The 12,488-nt window shown below is 59.8% G+C and carries 12 protein-coding genes and 5 tRNA genes; 8 read left to right on the top strand and 9 right to left on the bottom strand.

Annotated features, from left to right (window positions below):
- The first annotated feature begins 19 nt into the window (after positions 1 to 19).
- Both ABOK31_RS06350 and ABOK31_RS06345 read left to right on the top strand, forming a co-directional pair.
- Positions 20 to 631: a LysE family translocator gene (locus ABOK31_RS06350; protein WP_349958184.1), complete on the top strand. Its 612-nt coding sequence runs from the start codon at positions 20 to 22 to the stop codon at positions 629 to 631.
- Between the two features lie 90 nt (positions 632 to 721).
- Positions 722 to 883 (top strand): hypothetical protein, encoded by a 162-nt coding sequence (locus ABOK31_RS06345; protein ID WP_349958183.1) that lies wholly within the window; start codon positions 722 to 724, stop codon positions 881 to 883.
- A 57-nt stretch (positions 884 to 940) separates the two neighbouring features.
- Here the strand turns inward: ABOK31_RS06345 and ABOK31_RS06340 are convergent.
- The 5 genes from ABOK31_RS06340 to ABOK31_RS06320 form a co-directional block, all read right to left on the bottom strand.
- Positions 941 to 1,017, bottom strand: a tRNA-Arg gene (locus ABOK31_RS06340).
- Between the two features lie 91 nt (positions 1,018 to 1,108).
- The gene (locus tag ABOK31_RS06335; protein ID WP_174174650.1) at positions 1,109 to 1,414 is read right to left on the bottom strand and encodes an ETC complex I subunit; all 306 of its coding nucleotides are present in this window, start codon (positions 1,412 to 1,414) and stop codon (positions 1,109 to 1,111) included.
- A gap of 178 nt (positions 1,415 to 1,592) precedes the next feature.
- Positions 1,593 to 1,669 (bottom strand) — tRNA-Pro (locus ABOK31_RS06330).
- 149 nt (positions 1,670 to 1,818) lie between these two features.
- Positions 1,819 to 2,331, bottom strand: a complete 513-nt coding sequence (locus tag ABOK31_RS06325; RefSeq protein WP_349958182.1) for a DUF192 domain-containing protein — start codon at positions 2,329 to 2,331, stop codon at positions 1,819 to 1,821.
- Between the two features lies 1 nt (position 2,332).
- Positions 2,333 to 2,911, bottom strand: a complete 579-nt coding sequence (locus ABOK31_RS06320; RefSeq protein WP_047634624.1) for a cold-shock protein — start codon at positions 2,909 to 2,911, stop codon at positions 2,333 to 2,335.
- A gap of 197 nt (positions 2,912 to 3,108) precedes the next feature.
- Between ABOK31_RS06320 and ABOK31_RS06315 the strand changes: the two genes are divergently transcribed.
- From ABOK31_RS06315 to ABOK31_RS06295, 5 genes are all read left to right on the top strand, one after another.
- The gene (locus ABOK31_RS06315; protein WP_349958181.1) at positions 3,109 to 3,549 is read left to right on the top strand and encodes a VOC family protein; all 441 of its coding nucleotides are present in this window, start codon (positions 3,109 to 3,111) and stop codon (positions 3,547 to 3,549) included.
- Between the two features lie 203 nt (positions 3,550 to 3,752).
- Entirely contained in the window at positions 3,753 to 4,550 is a 798-nt protein-coding gene (locus ABOK31_RS06310; protein ID WP_349958180.1) for a hypothetical protein, read from the top strand.
- A 174-nt stretch (positions 4,551 to 4,724) separates the two neighbouring features.
- Positions 4,725 to 4,799, top strand: a tRNA-Glu gene (locus tag ABOK31_RS06305).
- Positions 4,800 to 4,883: 84 nt separating this feature from the next.
- Positions 4,884 to 4,958 (top strand) — tRNA-Glu (locus ABOK31_RS06300).
- Between the two features lie 127 nt (positions 4,959 to 5,085).
- Positions 5,086 to 5,160 (top strand) — tRNA-Glu (locus tag ABOK31_RS06295).
- Between the two features lie 77 nt (positions 5,161 to 5,237).
- Here the strand turns inward: ABOK31_RS06295 and recJ are convergent.
- The 4 genes from recJ to ABOK31_RS06275 all read right to left on the bottom strand — a co-directional run bounded on the left by recJ (position 5,238) and on the right by ABOK31_RS06275 (position 10,472).
- Positions 5,238 to 7,040, bottom strand: coding sequence for a single-stranded-DNA-specific exonuclease RecJ (gene recJ / locus ABOK31_RS06290; RefSeq protein WP_349958879.1), 1,803 nt, complete (start codon positions 7,038 to 7,040; stop codon positions 5,238 to 5,240).
- Positions 7,041 to 7,198: 158 nt separating this feature from the next.
- Entirely contained in the window at positions 7,199 to 8,518 is a 1,320-nt protein-coding gene (locus ABOK31_RS06285) for a homoserine dehydrogenase (RefSeq protein ID WP_174174644.1), read from the bottom strand.
- Between the two features lie 58 nt (positions 8,519 to 8,576).
- Entirely contained in the window at positions 8,577 to 9,797 is a 1,221-nt protein-coding gene (locus tag ABOK31_RS06280) for an LL-diaminopimelate aminotransferase (RefSeq protein ID WP_174174642.1), read from the bottom strand.
- A 222-nt stretch (positions 9,798 to 10,019) separates the two neighbouring features.
- Positions 10,020 to 10,472, bottom strand: coding sequence for a hypothetical protein (locus ABOK31_RS06275; RefSeq protein WP_349958179.1), 453 nt, complete (start codon positions 10,470 to 10,472; stop codon positions 10,020 to 10,022).
- Positions 10,473 to 10,632: 160 nt separating this feature from the next.
- Between ABOK31_RS06275 and phaC the strand changes: the two genes are divergently transcribed.
- Positions 10,633 to 12,480, top strand: a complete 1,848-nt coding sequence (gene phaC, locus ABOK31_RS06270) for a class I poly(R)-hydroxyalkanoic acid synthase (RefSeq protein WP_349958178.1) — start codon at positions 10,633 to 10,635, stop codon at positions 12,478 to 12,480.
- Positions 12,481 to 12,488: the final 8 nt, after the last annotated feature.

Genomic DNA, 12,488 nt, shown 5'->3' with positions numbered 1-12,488 from the left:
GATCGCTAGGCTTCCATTCATGGAAAACACCAATCTTCTTCTCTTTGCAGCCACCGTGCTGCCACTCATCTGCACCCCAGGCCCGGATATGCTGTTCGTGGTGTCGCAGGCAGTCTCGGGAGGCCCTGTCGCGGGCTTGCGTTCGACGGCGGGCATCTGCGTCGGTTACATCGTGCATTCGGCGCTGGCAGCCCTGGGCGTTGCCGCCATCATAGCGGCCTCGCCTCTCCTGTTTGCGGCGCTGCGATGGCTGGGCATCGCCTATCTCAGCTATCTTGCCTTCCGGCTCATCGCATCTTCCATGAAAAACGGCGGCGCTACGCCGCTATCATCAAGTGCTGGGAGCAGCAGGTTTCGCCGCGGCTTTCTGACGGCCGTTCTCAACCCCAAGGGCATGATGATCTATTTTGCCATCCTGCCGCAGTTCATGAGCCACGATGAGAGCATCATGCTGCAGGCCTGCCTTCTCTCCATTGTCTTCATCAGCCTATGCGGGATCGTCTATGCCCTGCTCAGCGTCGCTATCGCGGCGATTGGCCCCCGCGGAAATTTCAGCGATCGCCGGCGGAGATGGATCGAAGGCATTGCCGGCGGCCTGCTGCTTGTTGCAGCCGGCCGACTGGCAACGTGAACAAGCCATATAGCGCTTCGCGCAGAACGCGATATAGTTTCCGCTGCCGCGAATAATGCGGGATTCACGAGACGTCGGGGGAAGCGGGCCGTGAAAAAAAGCGACAGAATCATCGGCGGACTCGCTCTCTTGAGCGTCGCCATCATCGTCATCAAGCTGGCCGGAGCAATGTATGGCTACGATCTCATCCAGATGGCGGTCGATGCGACAAGGCCAAAAGCTGCCGGCGGCTGGCCGACAATGGCGAACTGAGCGCGAAACAGAGCTGATGACGCTTGGATAGCGACACGCAAAACCATATCGGGAAAATGGCGACCCCTGCAGGATTCGAACCTGCGACCACATGCTTAGAAGGCAAGTGCTCTATCCAGCTGAGCTAAGGGGCCGTAAGGCCTGGCCGCACCTTGCGCGCGGCGGGCAACACATGCCTGAAACTGCCACCCAATTCAATGGGCTGCGTTCAATAAGTGTTTGGCTTCAGTGAGTCCAGGGCTGGATGCGGTTGAAGCGGAAGTTGTCGGAATAGGACACAGTCTGCCGGATCGGATCCTTCGGCGGGATGACGCGGTAGTCGATGCCTTCGCGCTTGGCGTAGTCTTCCGCTTGTTCCTGCGTATCGAAGGTCAGTTTGAGCTGCTGGCGCATATCGCCCGACGATGTATAGCCCATGATCGGATCGATCTTGCGCGGCGTTTCCTGGTCGAACTCGAGAACCCAGATATTGGTCTTGGCCTTGCCGGACTGCATGGCGGTCTTTGCCGGACGATAGATCTTGGCAGGCATTGCTGCAGCGCCTCCGAATAAAGCGGGAATGATCCGCCTTTGTGCTTCATTTGTCTTGCGCTCGGCCTTTGCAGATCGAGCGCATCTCGGTTTTGATTAGCCGCGAATCCCTTTGTTTTCAAGCGAAAAGGCAGCCAGCGCCAAGACGAATTCAACGACATCAATGAAGGGGTTTAAATGGTCGGAGTGGAGAGATTCGAACTCCCGACCCTCTGGTCCCAAACCAGATGCGCTACCAGACTGCGCTACACTCCGTACCGTGTGCATGATCGCCAAAACGCGATCATGACTTCAGTTCCGCACCGTCGAGCACTCGAGCCTGCGGAACGAGTGGGGAGATACACGGTTCATCTGCCCGCTGCAACAGGTAAAATCTCGTCGGGCAAATCTTCCCCGATGAAAATCTATTTGCCGAGCTTTGCCGCAATGGTGGCGCTCGTCACCTTGTCGCCGACGGCAAGGCCGAGTTTCTTGACCACTCCACCATTCAGCTCGATGACATAGGCAACCGGCCCGTTGGAGCTGATGATCGCTTCGGAATAGGGCACGGCATTTTCCTGGATGTGGGTGATGACACCCTTTTGATCCAGAAAGAGCATGTCGAGCGGCAACTTGGTGTTCTTCATCCACATCATGACAGGCCGCGGCGTGCCAAAGTCAAACAGCATGCCATGGTCGGCCGGCATCTTGTCGCGGTACATCAGGCCGAATTCGAGCTGTGGCGGCGTCAAGGCCAGTTCCACGGTGAATTTATGCGTCTGGCCTTTGGGCGATGCGATCGAAAGCGGTTCCGAATCGAAAGCCATCGACTGCTGCCCCGCGGTCTGTGCCGCGAAAGACGATGGAGCGATGGCCCCAACGAGAAAAAGCGCCAAAATGGCGCTTTTCAAAATTCCGAGAAATCCGGTTTTATTCATATCAGTGCGGCCGCGTAACCGGGCTTGGTGCATCCGGATGGATTTCCGCGGCCATCAGGCCCTTTTCACCGGGTCCGAAGCGGACGAGAACCACCTGCCCCGGCCGTAGCTCAGCAAGACCAAAGCGACGCAGCGTTTCCATATGCACGAATATATCCTCCGTGCCCTCACCGCGCGTCAGGAAGCCGAAGCCCTTGGTGCGGTTGAACCACTTGACCAGCGCGCGCTCCAGACCGCTCGTCGCCGTCACCTGCACATGCGTGCGCACCGGCGGCATCTGCGAGGGATGCACGGCAGTCGATTGATCCATGGAGAGGATCTTGAAGGCCTGATAACCGCGCTCCCGACGCTGGATCAGCGCAACGATGCGGGTCCCTTCGAGAATCGTCTGATAACCGTCACGGCGCAGACACGTCACATGCAGCAAGACATCCTGCATGCCGTTATCCGGCACGATGAAACCGAACCCCTTGGCAACGTCGAACCACTTGACGACGCCTGAGATTTCGATGAGCTCGACGGTATCGCCGGACATCTCCTCGAAGTCTTCAACTCCCTTCGATGAAATTCTGTCACCCATCCTAGCCAGCCCTCGATTACGCGTCACACTGTTACGGTTAACTGATTCCCTGATATCAAGATTAACATCTTGGTAACGGAAAAGCGCAAGTCCTAGTTTTCGTTTATTCCCACCCTAAGATTATTGCTCCAAGACTTGCGCGAAGCTGGTGCCCCGATCGAAGATCCGCCCAGCTCAACATTAAGAGAGGAAATAGAATGCGTTATCTCCATACGATGGTCCGCGTCACCGATCTCGACGCCTCGTTGCATTTTTATAGCACCCTGTTCGGGCTTACCGAAACCCGCCGCTACGAAAACGAGAAAGACCGCTATACGCTCGTTTTCCTTGCAGCCAGCGATGATGCCGAATCATCCCGCAGCAACGGCGCCCCCAGCCTGGAACTGACCTACAACTGGGACCCGGAAGAATATAGCGGAGGGCGCAATTTCGGCCATCTCGCTTACGAGGTCGACGATATCTACGCGACCTGCCAGAAGCTGATGGACAACGGCATCACGATCAACCGCCCGCCGCGCGATGGTCACATGGCTTTCGTGCGTTCTCCGGACGGCATTTCCATCGAAATCCTGCAGAAGGGGGCCAATCTTCCCTCGGCTGAGCCCTGGGCTTCCATGGCCAACACCGGCTCCTGGTAGGAGCCAAGCTTTCGCGAGGCTTACGGCATGCGCGGAGCCATCCGTTTCGCGCTTGCCGCCTATGCCCATCCTCCGGCATGCTTGGACGACTCGAAGCATCATGCATCGGATATCGCGCGGCCATCGTTCCCAGTCGGCGCGTGCGGTATCGTCGTCCCTCGCAGGAGGCCGTTCCGATGCAAGCCTTTTGCAGGGAACGTCCTATGTGCGATCAACAGATTTTATACGGCAGGAAGAAGCTAGCAAGCACAATTGCCGTTCTTGCCTCATTTGTGATGATTGCCGGCTGCGCGACCACGGCCAAAAAGCCGACCGAAACATCCGACGTTGCGCCAGCGGCGCAGCTGACAACGGCCGAAGCGCTTGCAGCCGACATGAACAACAAGGCCGACGCCCGGCGACGCAAGGGCGATATGGGCTATCGCGATCCCCTGGTGCACAGCGTCAACGGCACGCGCCAGCAGGTCGTCGCCCAACAGAACCAGGCGTTCTATCCGGCACCGGCAACAGCCCAGACTGCGGACGGGCAGACCGGCATCGGCGGCCTGGTCACGCAGCCGACTGGCGTCAATGCGAACAGAAGCAGCATTTTCTCCGCCCCGCCGCCGATTGCCGTCAACCCGGACGGCACACTTGCGAAGAATCAGCCTGACGGCAGCCAGGCGATCACGCCGATGATGCGTAGCGTCTATAGCACGCCGCCAGCGGCAATGCAGGCCGTGGCACCGCAAACCATGGACACCGCCAGCGTTCCGAATGGCCGCACTTCGGCGGACATGCTGCCACCGCCGGTCATCCGCCACTCGGCCTCGCCGGCTGCGGCTTCGCCACAGCCGATCGCGCAGGTGACATCATCGGGAGTTGCCGCGACACCGAACCCGAATGTGCGCGAGCTGAACGGCAGGCAGGCGGCAGCGCTGGCGCAATTCATCGCCGCAAAGAACCAGCCCCAGAATGGCAAGCTGCTGGTGCAGCCCGTGCCTGGCGCCAATGGTCAGTAGAAAAGCCCGCGTTTCCAGGGATTCTTCAATGTCGCCGGCAAGAGCCTGTTAAGTCTCACTTATTCGCGGTCGGCGGCAGTTTCACCCATCTGTCATTTTTTCCACAAAAAAGCAAAATTGCCGCTTGCAGGAATGAAATCACCCCGCTATAAGCGCGCCACACAACAGCTGCACGCGCCCTTCGTCTATCGGTTAGGACGACAGATTTTCATTCTGTAAAGAGGGGTTCGACTCCCCTAGGGCGTGCCACTGTTGTTCTTCTCTCCATAGACGATTCATTTAAGCTACCGCTTGCGGACGCAATAGGCTATTCCTATCTACGCGGCAGAGCATGCGCCCTTCGTCTATCGGTTAGGACGACAGATTCTCATTCTGTAAAGAGGGGTTCGACTCCCCTAGGGCGTGCCAACTCCGTGGCTCGACGTTTTCCACAACGCCTCGAAAAATCTTCGCCTAATCATCGATTTTTCTGGGATTTTTCTCGTTTTTCCGCTTGCGGGAACAAAAGGTGCTGACTATAAGGGCGCCACAGCACGCGCCCTTCGTCTATCGGTTAGGACGACAGATTTTCATTCTGTAAAGAGGGGTTCGACTCCCCTAGGGCGTGCCACTGTACTTTCCCCTTAAATTGATGATTTTGCTTCGCAAAGCGACATTTTGCCGATGCGATATCGGGCGTGATTTGCCTTACGGAGCCTTTGCCGCGTCGGTCACGCGAAGCTGCACGCGCCGACTTCCCTGCCAGTGATCGGCACCGAGCGTGCCGGCCACATGGATTTGCGCGCCACGTGACGACATCAGCAGCTCGCCCAGCGGCGTTTCCGCTGCGCGGAAGGCAATGCCGTCCACACGGCCGCCGTCCATCGCCTCCAGCGTTATCTTGATGTGCGACTGGCCGACGAGGCGGGAATCGCGCAGCCTGTGGCTCGGAAGTGCAAAGACCGGCTGCGGATGCCCCGAACCATAGGGGCCGGCCGTCTCGAGCCTGTCGATCAGCTCCACGGTCGCGCCGCTTGCGCCGAGCGCGCCATCGATCTTCAGCGTTTCATTGGCAACCAGCCCGGCGACCTGCTTTTCCGCCTTCTCGGTGAAGAAGGCGCGCAGCTTGCCGAGATTGCTCCGTTCCACCGTCAGGCCTGCCGCCATGGCGTGTCCGCCGCCCTTGACCAGCAGACCGGCATCCACAGCCGCACGCACCATGCGCCCCATATCGAAGCCATTGATGGAGCGGCCGGAGCCGGTGCCCTTTCCCGTCGGATCGAAGGCGATGGCGAAGGCCGGTCTGCGGAACTTGTCCTTGAGGCGCGACGCGATCAGCCCGACGATACCCGGATGCCAGCTCTCGCGCGCCGTGACGATGACCGACGCGCCATCGCCGTTGCCATATTCTGCCAGCGCTTCAGCCTCGGCCTCCTGCAGCATGGCGGCTTCCATGGCCTGCCTCTCGCGATTGAGCTCGTCGAGCTTCGCAGCGATCGTTTCCGCCTCGCCGGTATCGTCCAGCGTCAGCAGGCGGGCGCCGAGCGCTGCATCGCCAATGCGGCCACCGGCATTGATGCGCGGACCGATGAGGAAACCGAAATGATAGGGCGAGACAGGGCCGTTCAGACCAGCCTTGCGAAACAGCGCTGCGAGCCCGAGATTGCCCTGATGGCGGGCGGCAATCAGCCCCTTGACGACATAGGCGCGGTTCAAGCCCTTCAGCGGCACGACATCGCAGACGGTCGCCAGCGCGACGATATCGAGCCAGGCGAGCAGGTCGATGGACCGCACACGGGAATCACCCGCCTCGCGCAACAGCCGCAAGGCGGCGACCAGAACCATGAAGACGACGCCGGCAGCGCAAAGATGCCCCTGCCCCGACAGATCATCCTCACGGTTCGGATTGACCAGCGCATGGCATGGCGGCAGCTCATGCGCCACCTGATGGTGATCGATCACGACGACATCGATGCCCCGCGCCTTTGCCACCTCGAGCGATTCGAAGCTGGTGGAGCCACAATCGACCGTGACGATCAGTGTGGCGCCATTGTCGATGAGCTGGCCGATGGCGGTCGGGTTGGGGCCGTAGCCTTCAAAGATGCGATCGGGAATATAGATGCTGGCCGGAACGCCGAAATGCGTCAGAAAGCGATAGAGCAGCGCCGAGGAGGCCGCGCCGTCGACATCGTAGTCGCCGAAGATCGCGACCGTCTCGCCCTTCTTGATCGCGTGCAGCAGCCGCCGTGCGGCCTTTTCGCAATCGGTCAGCAGATGCGGGTCCGGCATCAGGCCACGGATGGTCGGATCGAGGAAGGCCATGGCTTCGTCTTGTCCGACGCCGCGACCGGCAAGTACGCGGGCGATCAGTTCCGGCAGGCCATGCGTCTGCGCAATCGCGAGCGCCCTGTTCTGACCAGCCTGATCTAGCCGGGATACCCAGCGATTGCCCGATACCGAGCGCTCGACACCCAGAAATGCCCGCTGAACTGGATCGACCGGTTGCTCCACCATCTCTCCTGGAATTTGAGGGCGGCGTCCTTGCGAAATACGCCGCCGCTATCAGCTTAGAGCGGTTCAGCTTTTCACGAAATCTCTGAACCGCCCTATCTCTTTATTTTCTCGCAATTCCGGACGGAAAACCGCTGTGCACTTTTCCTGGAATTGCTCTACTCTTTCGGCCGCTCGATACGGATGACCTGCGGTTCGCCAACGAGATAGCCCTCGTTCTTGATTGCCGCAACCGCCTTGCGCACCGAATCCTCTGTTGTCGCATGGGTGACGAGGATGATTGTCTGGTGATCGGACGGTGCCAGGTGCTGCTTCGAGCGCTGGACGATCGATTCGAGCGAAATCTGGTTTTCCGCCATGCGGGTCGCCACACTCGCAAAGACGCCGGTGCGATCGAGAACGGTCAGGCGGATGAAATAGCCGCCTTCATGGCTCTGCATCTGCGCCTTGCGATAGGGCTCCAGCGCCTTGGCGGGATGTCCGAGCACCGGCACGCGCTGTTCGCCCGGACGGCTCTTGGCGATATCGGCGATGTCGCCGAGCACGGACGATGCCGTCGCGTTGCCGCCGGCGCCGGGGCCGACCATCAGCAATTCGCCGAGGATATCGGATTCGATCGCCACGGCATTGGTGACGCCATCGACCTGAGCGATGACCGAATCGAGCGGCACCATGGTCGGATGCACGCGCTGTTCGATGCCGCTTTCGGTGCGCTGGGCGACACCGAGCAGCTTGATGCGGTAGCCGAGATCGGCGGCAGCACGGATATCCTCGATGGAGACGTTGGTTATGCCCTCGAGGTAGATGTCATCGGCCGCAATTCGGTTGCCGAAGGCGAGCGTCGTCAGAATGGCGAGCTTATGGGCCGTGTCGTTGCCCTCGATATCGAAAGCCGGATCGGCTTCGGCATAGCCGAGACGCTGGGCTTCCTTGAGGCAATCGGCAAAGGACAGGCCTTCCTTCTCCATCCGGGTCAGGATGTAGTTGCAGGTGCCGTTCATGATGCCATAGACGCGGGAAATGGTGTTGCCGGTCAGGGATTCGCGCAGCGCCTTGATGACCGGAATGCCACCGGCGACAGCCGCTTCGAAGTTGAGCAGGACGCCCTTTTCTTCTGCGATCTGCGCGAGCTCGACGCCGTGATAGGCAAGCAGCGCCTTGTTGGCGGTGACGACATGAAGGCCCCGCGCCAGAGCGGCCCGAACGGCGGCATTGGCAGCACCCTCGGAACCGCCGATCAGCTCGACGAAAACGTCGATATCCGCCTTCTGGGCCAGATCGACCGGACCGCCGAACCATTCGATGCCTGTCAGATCGATGCCGCGATCCCGCGTGCGATCGCGGGCTGTTACAGCGACGATCTTGACGGGACGACCGCAGGTAACGGCAAGCTCGTTGGCGCGACTCTGGATGATGCGGACGAGCGAGGCACCAACGGTGCCCAAGCCCGCAATGCCGATTTTGAGGGCATCTGCCATGGAAAATTCCTGATCAGTATCTTGGGACGGCAGCCGCGGAAACGGCTGCCGCGCGACATTACGAACGATGAGCGTTCAGTGAAATGACATTGTGCATCGTTTCGTCCGCAGTCGACAGGAAGCGCTTGAGATTGCGCGCGGCCTGACGGATGCGATGCTCATTTTCGACGAGCGCGATACGGACATAATCATCGCCCATTTCGCCAAAGCCGATGCCCGGCGCAACCGCGATATCGGCCTTTTCGACGAGGAGCTTGGAAAACTCCAGCGAGCCGAGATGACGGAATTTTTCCGGGATCTTTGCCCAGGCAAACATGGTCGCGGCCGGCGGCGGGACATCAAAGCCGGCCTTGCCGAAGCTGTCGACCAGAACGTCGCGGCGGCGCTTGTAGATGTTGCGCACTTCCGCGATGTCGGAGCCGTCGCCGTTGAGCGCGTGGGTCGCCGCCACCTGGATCGGCGTGAAGGCGCCGTAATCAAGGTAGGACTTTACGCGCGTCAGCGCCGCGATCAGCCGCTCGTTGCCGACGGCGAAGCCCATGCGCCAGCCGGGCATGGAAAAGGTCTTCGACATCGAGGTGAACTCGACAGTCACATCCATGGCGCCCGGAACTTCCAGCACCGACGGCGGCGGCGCGTCGTCGAAGTAGATTTCCGAATAGGCCAGATCCGAAAGCACGATGATGTCGTGCTTCTTGGCGAAGGCAATAACTTCCTTGTAGAAATCGAGCGTCGCCACATAAGCCGTCGGGTTGGACGGATAGTTCAGGATCAGCGCCAGCGGCTTCGGGATCGAGTGGCGCACGGCCCGTTCCAGCGGCGGGAAGAAGCTGTCGTCCGGCTCGACCGGTATCGAGCGGATCACACCGCCGGCCATCAGGAAGCCGAAAGCGTGGATCGGATAGGTCGGATTCGGGCAGAGGATGACATCGCCCGGCGCGGTGATTGCCTGCGCCATGTTGGCGAAGCCTTCCTTGGAGCCGAGGGTGGCGACCACCTGCGTATCCGGATTGAGCTTCACGCCGAAGCGGCGGGCATAATAAGCAGCCTGCGCGCGGCGAAGGCCGGGAATGCCCTTGGAGGAGGAATAGCGATGCGTGCGCGGGTCCTGAACCACCTCGCACAGCTTGTCGACAATCGCCTTGGGGGTGGGAAGATCTGGATTGCCCATGCCGAGGTCGATAATGTCCGCCCCGCCCGCTCGCGCGCTCGCTTTCAAACGATTGACCTGTTCGAAAACGTAGGGCGGCAAACGCCGGACTTTATGAAACTCTTCCATTTCTTTCCCCATGGGACAGCGGCCCTCAAAACCGCGCTGAAGTTCGTTGAACTACCGGCCAGCCGCGATACGAACTTGGAAATCGCGGCGCCGCAACCATGCTTTCTCGAAAGATAAGGTGAATCTTGGGCGCTTATGCACGCAAAGTGCAATTCGCCGGTCAGATACATCCAAATTCGGCCTATCCGAACGCTTTGCGTCCAAATTGCCTGAAACGCAAGGCTAATTCTGCGTTTGCGCCGGTTGGGCGCTGCCCTCTTTCTGAATTTCCTGCAGCGTATCCTGGCCATGTTCGGCGGCAAGCTTGCGCATCTCGGCGACGCGCTTCTGGTACTCGGCCTCCGAGATCGTGCCCGCCTTGCGCTGAGATCCCAGCGCCGTCAGCTGCTTGACGAGGTCGCCGGCCTGCTGATCGTTGATCTGCACATTTGCGGCCGTCGGTGGCGCGTTGAAGGAAGGGTAGCCGTCTTTGTAATATTGCTGCGTGCTGGTTTCTTCGACCGCACTGCCCTTGGCGGGCTTAACGATCACCGCCTGGGGCGGCTGCTTGCGCTTGGCATAAGCAGCCTTTTCCTCGGGCGTCGAGCAGCCCACGAGCGTCAATGCGAGAATTCCGCACATTGCACCGCAGAGTACGGAATACCGGTTCAGTCTTGCCACCATGCCGCCGCCCATAATTGTCTTCCTGCGCTATTCCTTGCTGTGGGTTGCGACTGTTAAATTTGTCGCAGCAGCAAAGCAAGAGCAGGGTTGCGTTTCATTCGACTTGTATTCCTTTTCCCGCAAGATGTACAAATGGAAAACAAGACACGAGCTGCCGCCGGGAGGATGATGCGTGACCGACAGCAAGCGGGACAATAATGAAGGTAATGGCGGCTTTCCCGGCTTTGATCCAAAGTCAGTCGAGCCTTACATCGTCAGGGATCCCGAAGCGATGGCCGTCAACTTTGCCCGTGCGCTCGAGAATCTCGGCAAGGCAGCCTCCGCTTGGCTCGCTCCCCGCGAACGTGGCGAGAAGGTCGACACGGTTGCCGATCCCTTCACCGACATGGTCAAGACGCTGTCCAAGGTCGGCGAATACTGGCTTTCCGACCCACGCCGGACGCTGGAAGCACAGACACATCTCCTGTCGGGATATTTCGGCCTGTGGACAAAAACCATGCAACGCCTCAGCGGCGATTCGTCCACCGAGGTCGAATCCGAACCGGTCAAGGACAGGCGCTTTGCCGATGAGGACTGGCAGAAGAATCCCTTCTTCGATTTCCTGAAGCAGACCTATCTTCTGACGTCGAACTGGGCGGAAAAACTGGTCGGCGATGCGGAAGGGCTGGACGAGCACACGCGTCACAAGGCTGCGTTCTACACGAAGCAGATCACCGCCGCCTTCTCGCCGACCAATTTCGTCGCGACGAACCCGCAGGTCTACCGCGAAACCATCGCCTCCAATGCCGAGAACCTGGTGCGCGGCATGAAGATGCTGGCGGAGGATATCAGCCTCGGTCACGGCGAGCTACGTCTTCGTCAGACCGACATGACCAAATTTGCCGTCGGCCGCGACATGGCGCTGACGCCGGGCAAGGTGATCGCCCAAAGCGATGTCTGCCAGGTGATCCAGTACGAGCCGGCGACAGACAAGGTGTTGAAGCGGCCGCTGCTGATCTGCCCGCCCTGGATCAACAAATTCTACATTCTCGATCTGAACCCGCAGAAATCCTTCATCAAATGGTGCGTGGAGCAGGGTCACACGGTCTTCGTCATCTCCTGGGTGAACCCGGACCATCGCCACGCGACGAAGGACTGGACCTCCTATGCCCGCGAAGGCATCGATTTCGCCCTGGAGGCGGTCGAAAAGGCAACGGGTGAGCAGGAGGTCAATGCTGTCGGATATTGCGTTGGCGGCACGCTGCTCGCGGCCACGCTCGCACTCCATGCCAAGGAAAAGAACAAGCGCATCCGCACGGTGACCTTCCTGACGACGCAGGTCGATTTCACCTTTGCCGGCGACCTGAAGGTTTTCGTCGACGAGGAGCAGATCGCAGCACTGGAAGAGCAGATGAATGTGCTCGGCTATCTCGAAGGCTCGAAGATGGCGACGGCCTTCAACATGCTGCGCGCTTCCGAATTGATCTGGCCCTATTTCGTCAACAGCTATCTGAAGGGACAGGAACCCCTGCCCTTCGATCTTCTGTTCTGGAACGCCGATTCCACGCGCATGGCGGCCGCCAACCACTCTTTCTACCTGCGCAACTGTTACCTCAACAATGCGCTGAGCCAGGGCAAGATGGTGCTCGACGGCAAGACGCTGTCGCTGAAGGACGTGCGCATTCCGGTCTATAATCTCGCGACGCGCGAGGATCATATCGCGCCGGCCAAGTCCGTCTTCGTCGGCAGCCAGTATTTCGGTGGGCCTGTGGAATTCGTCGTGACGGGCTCGGGCCATATCGCCGGCGTCGTCAACCCGCCGGACAAGCGCAAATACCAGTTCTGGACCGGCGGCCCCTTAAGCGGCGACTATGAGAAGTGGCTGGCCGAGGCCAATGAAACGCCTGGCTCCTGGTGGCCGCATTGGCACGCCTGGATTCTTTCGCAGGATCACCGCATGACGGCAGCACGCCAACCCGGCGGCAAGGCTCTCAACGCGCTGGAAGAGGCACCCGGCAGCTTCGTCATGGAACGGGCATAGCGACCGCT

It is taken from the genome of Rhizobium sp. ZPR4 (assembly GCF_040215725.1).
GTDB classification, from domain to species: Bacteria; Pseudomonadota; Alphaproteobacteria; order Rhizobiales; family Rhizobiaceae; genus Rhizobium; species Rhizobium rhizogenes_D.
Note: the sequence above shows the minus strand (reverse complement) of the source record. Positions and strands in the feature narration are given on the sequence as shown.

Excerpts from the sequence above, each read along its gene's own strand:
- ABOK31_RS06350 (WP_349958184.1), top strand. The coding sequence starts at position 20 with ATGGAAAACACCAATCTTCTTCTCTTTGCAGCCACCGTGCTGCCACTC.
- ABOK31_RS06335 (WP_174174650.1), bottom strand. The coding sequence starts at position 1,414 with ATGCCTGCCAAGATCTATCGTCCGGCAAAGACCGCCATGCAGTCCGGC.
- ABOK31_RS06325 (WP_349958182.1), bottom strand. The coding sequence starts at position 2,331 with ATGAATAAAACCGGATTTCTCGGAATTTTGAAAAGCGCCATTTTGGCG.
- ABOK31_RS06320 (WP_047634624.1), bottom strand. The coding sequence starts at position 2,911 with ATGGGTGACAGAATTTCATCGAAGGGAGTTGAAGACTTCGAGGAGATG.
- ABOK31_RS06315 (WP_349958181.1), top strand. The coding sequence starts at position 3,109 with ATGCGTTATCTCCATACGATGGTCCGCGTCACCGATCTCGACGCCTCG.
- ABOK31_RS06310 (WP_349958180.1), top strand. The coding sequence starts at position 3,753 with ATGTGCGATCAACAGATTTTATACGGCAGGAAGAAGCTAGCAAGCACA.
- ABOK31_RS06285 (WP_174174644.1), bottom strand. The coding sequence starts at position 8,518 with ATGGCAGATGCCCTCAAAATCGGCATTGCGGGCTTGGGCACCGTTGGT.
- ABOK31_RS06280 (WP_174174642.1), bottom strand. The coding sequence starts at position 9,797 with ATGGAAGAGTTTCATAAAGTCCGGCGTTTGCCGCCCTACGTTTTCGAA.
- ABOK31_RS06275 (WP_349958179.1), bottom strand. The coding sequence starts at position 10,472 with ATGGGCGGCGGCATGGTGGCAAGACTGAACCGGTATTCCGTACTCTGC.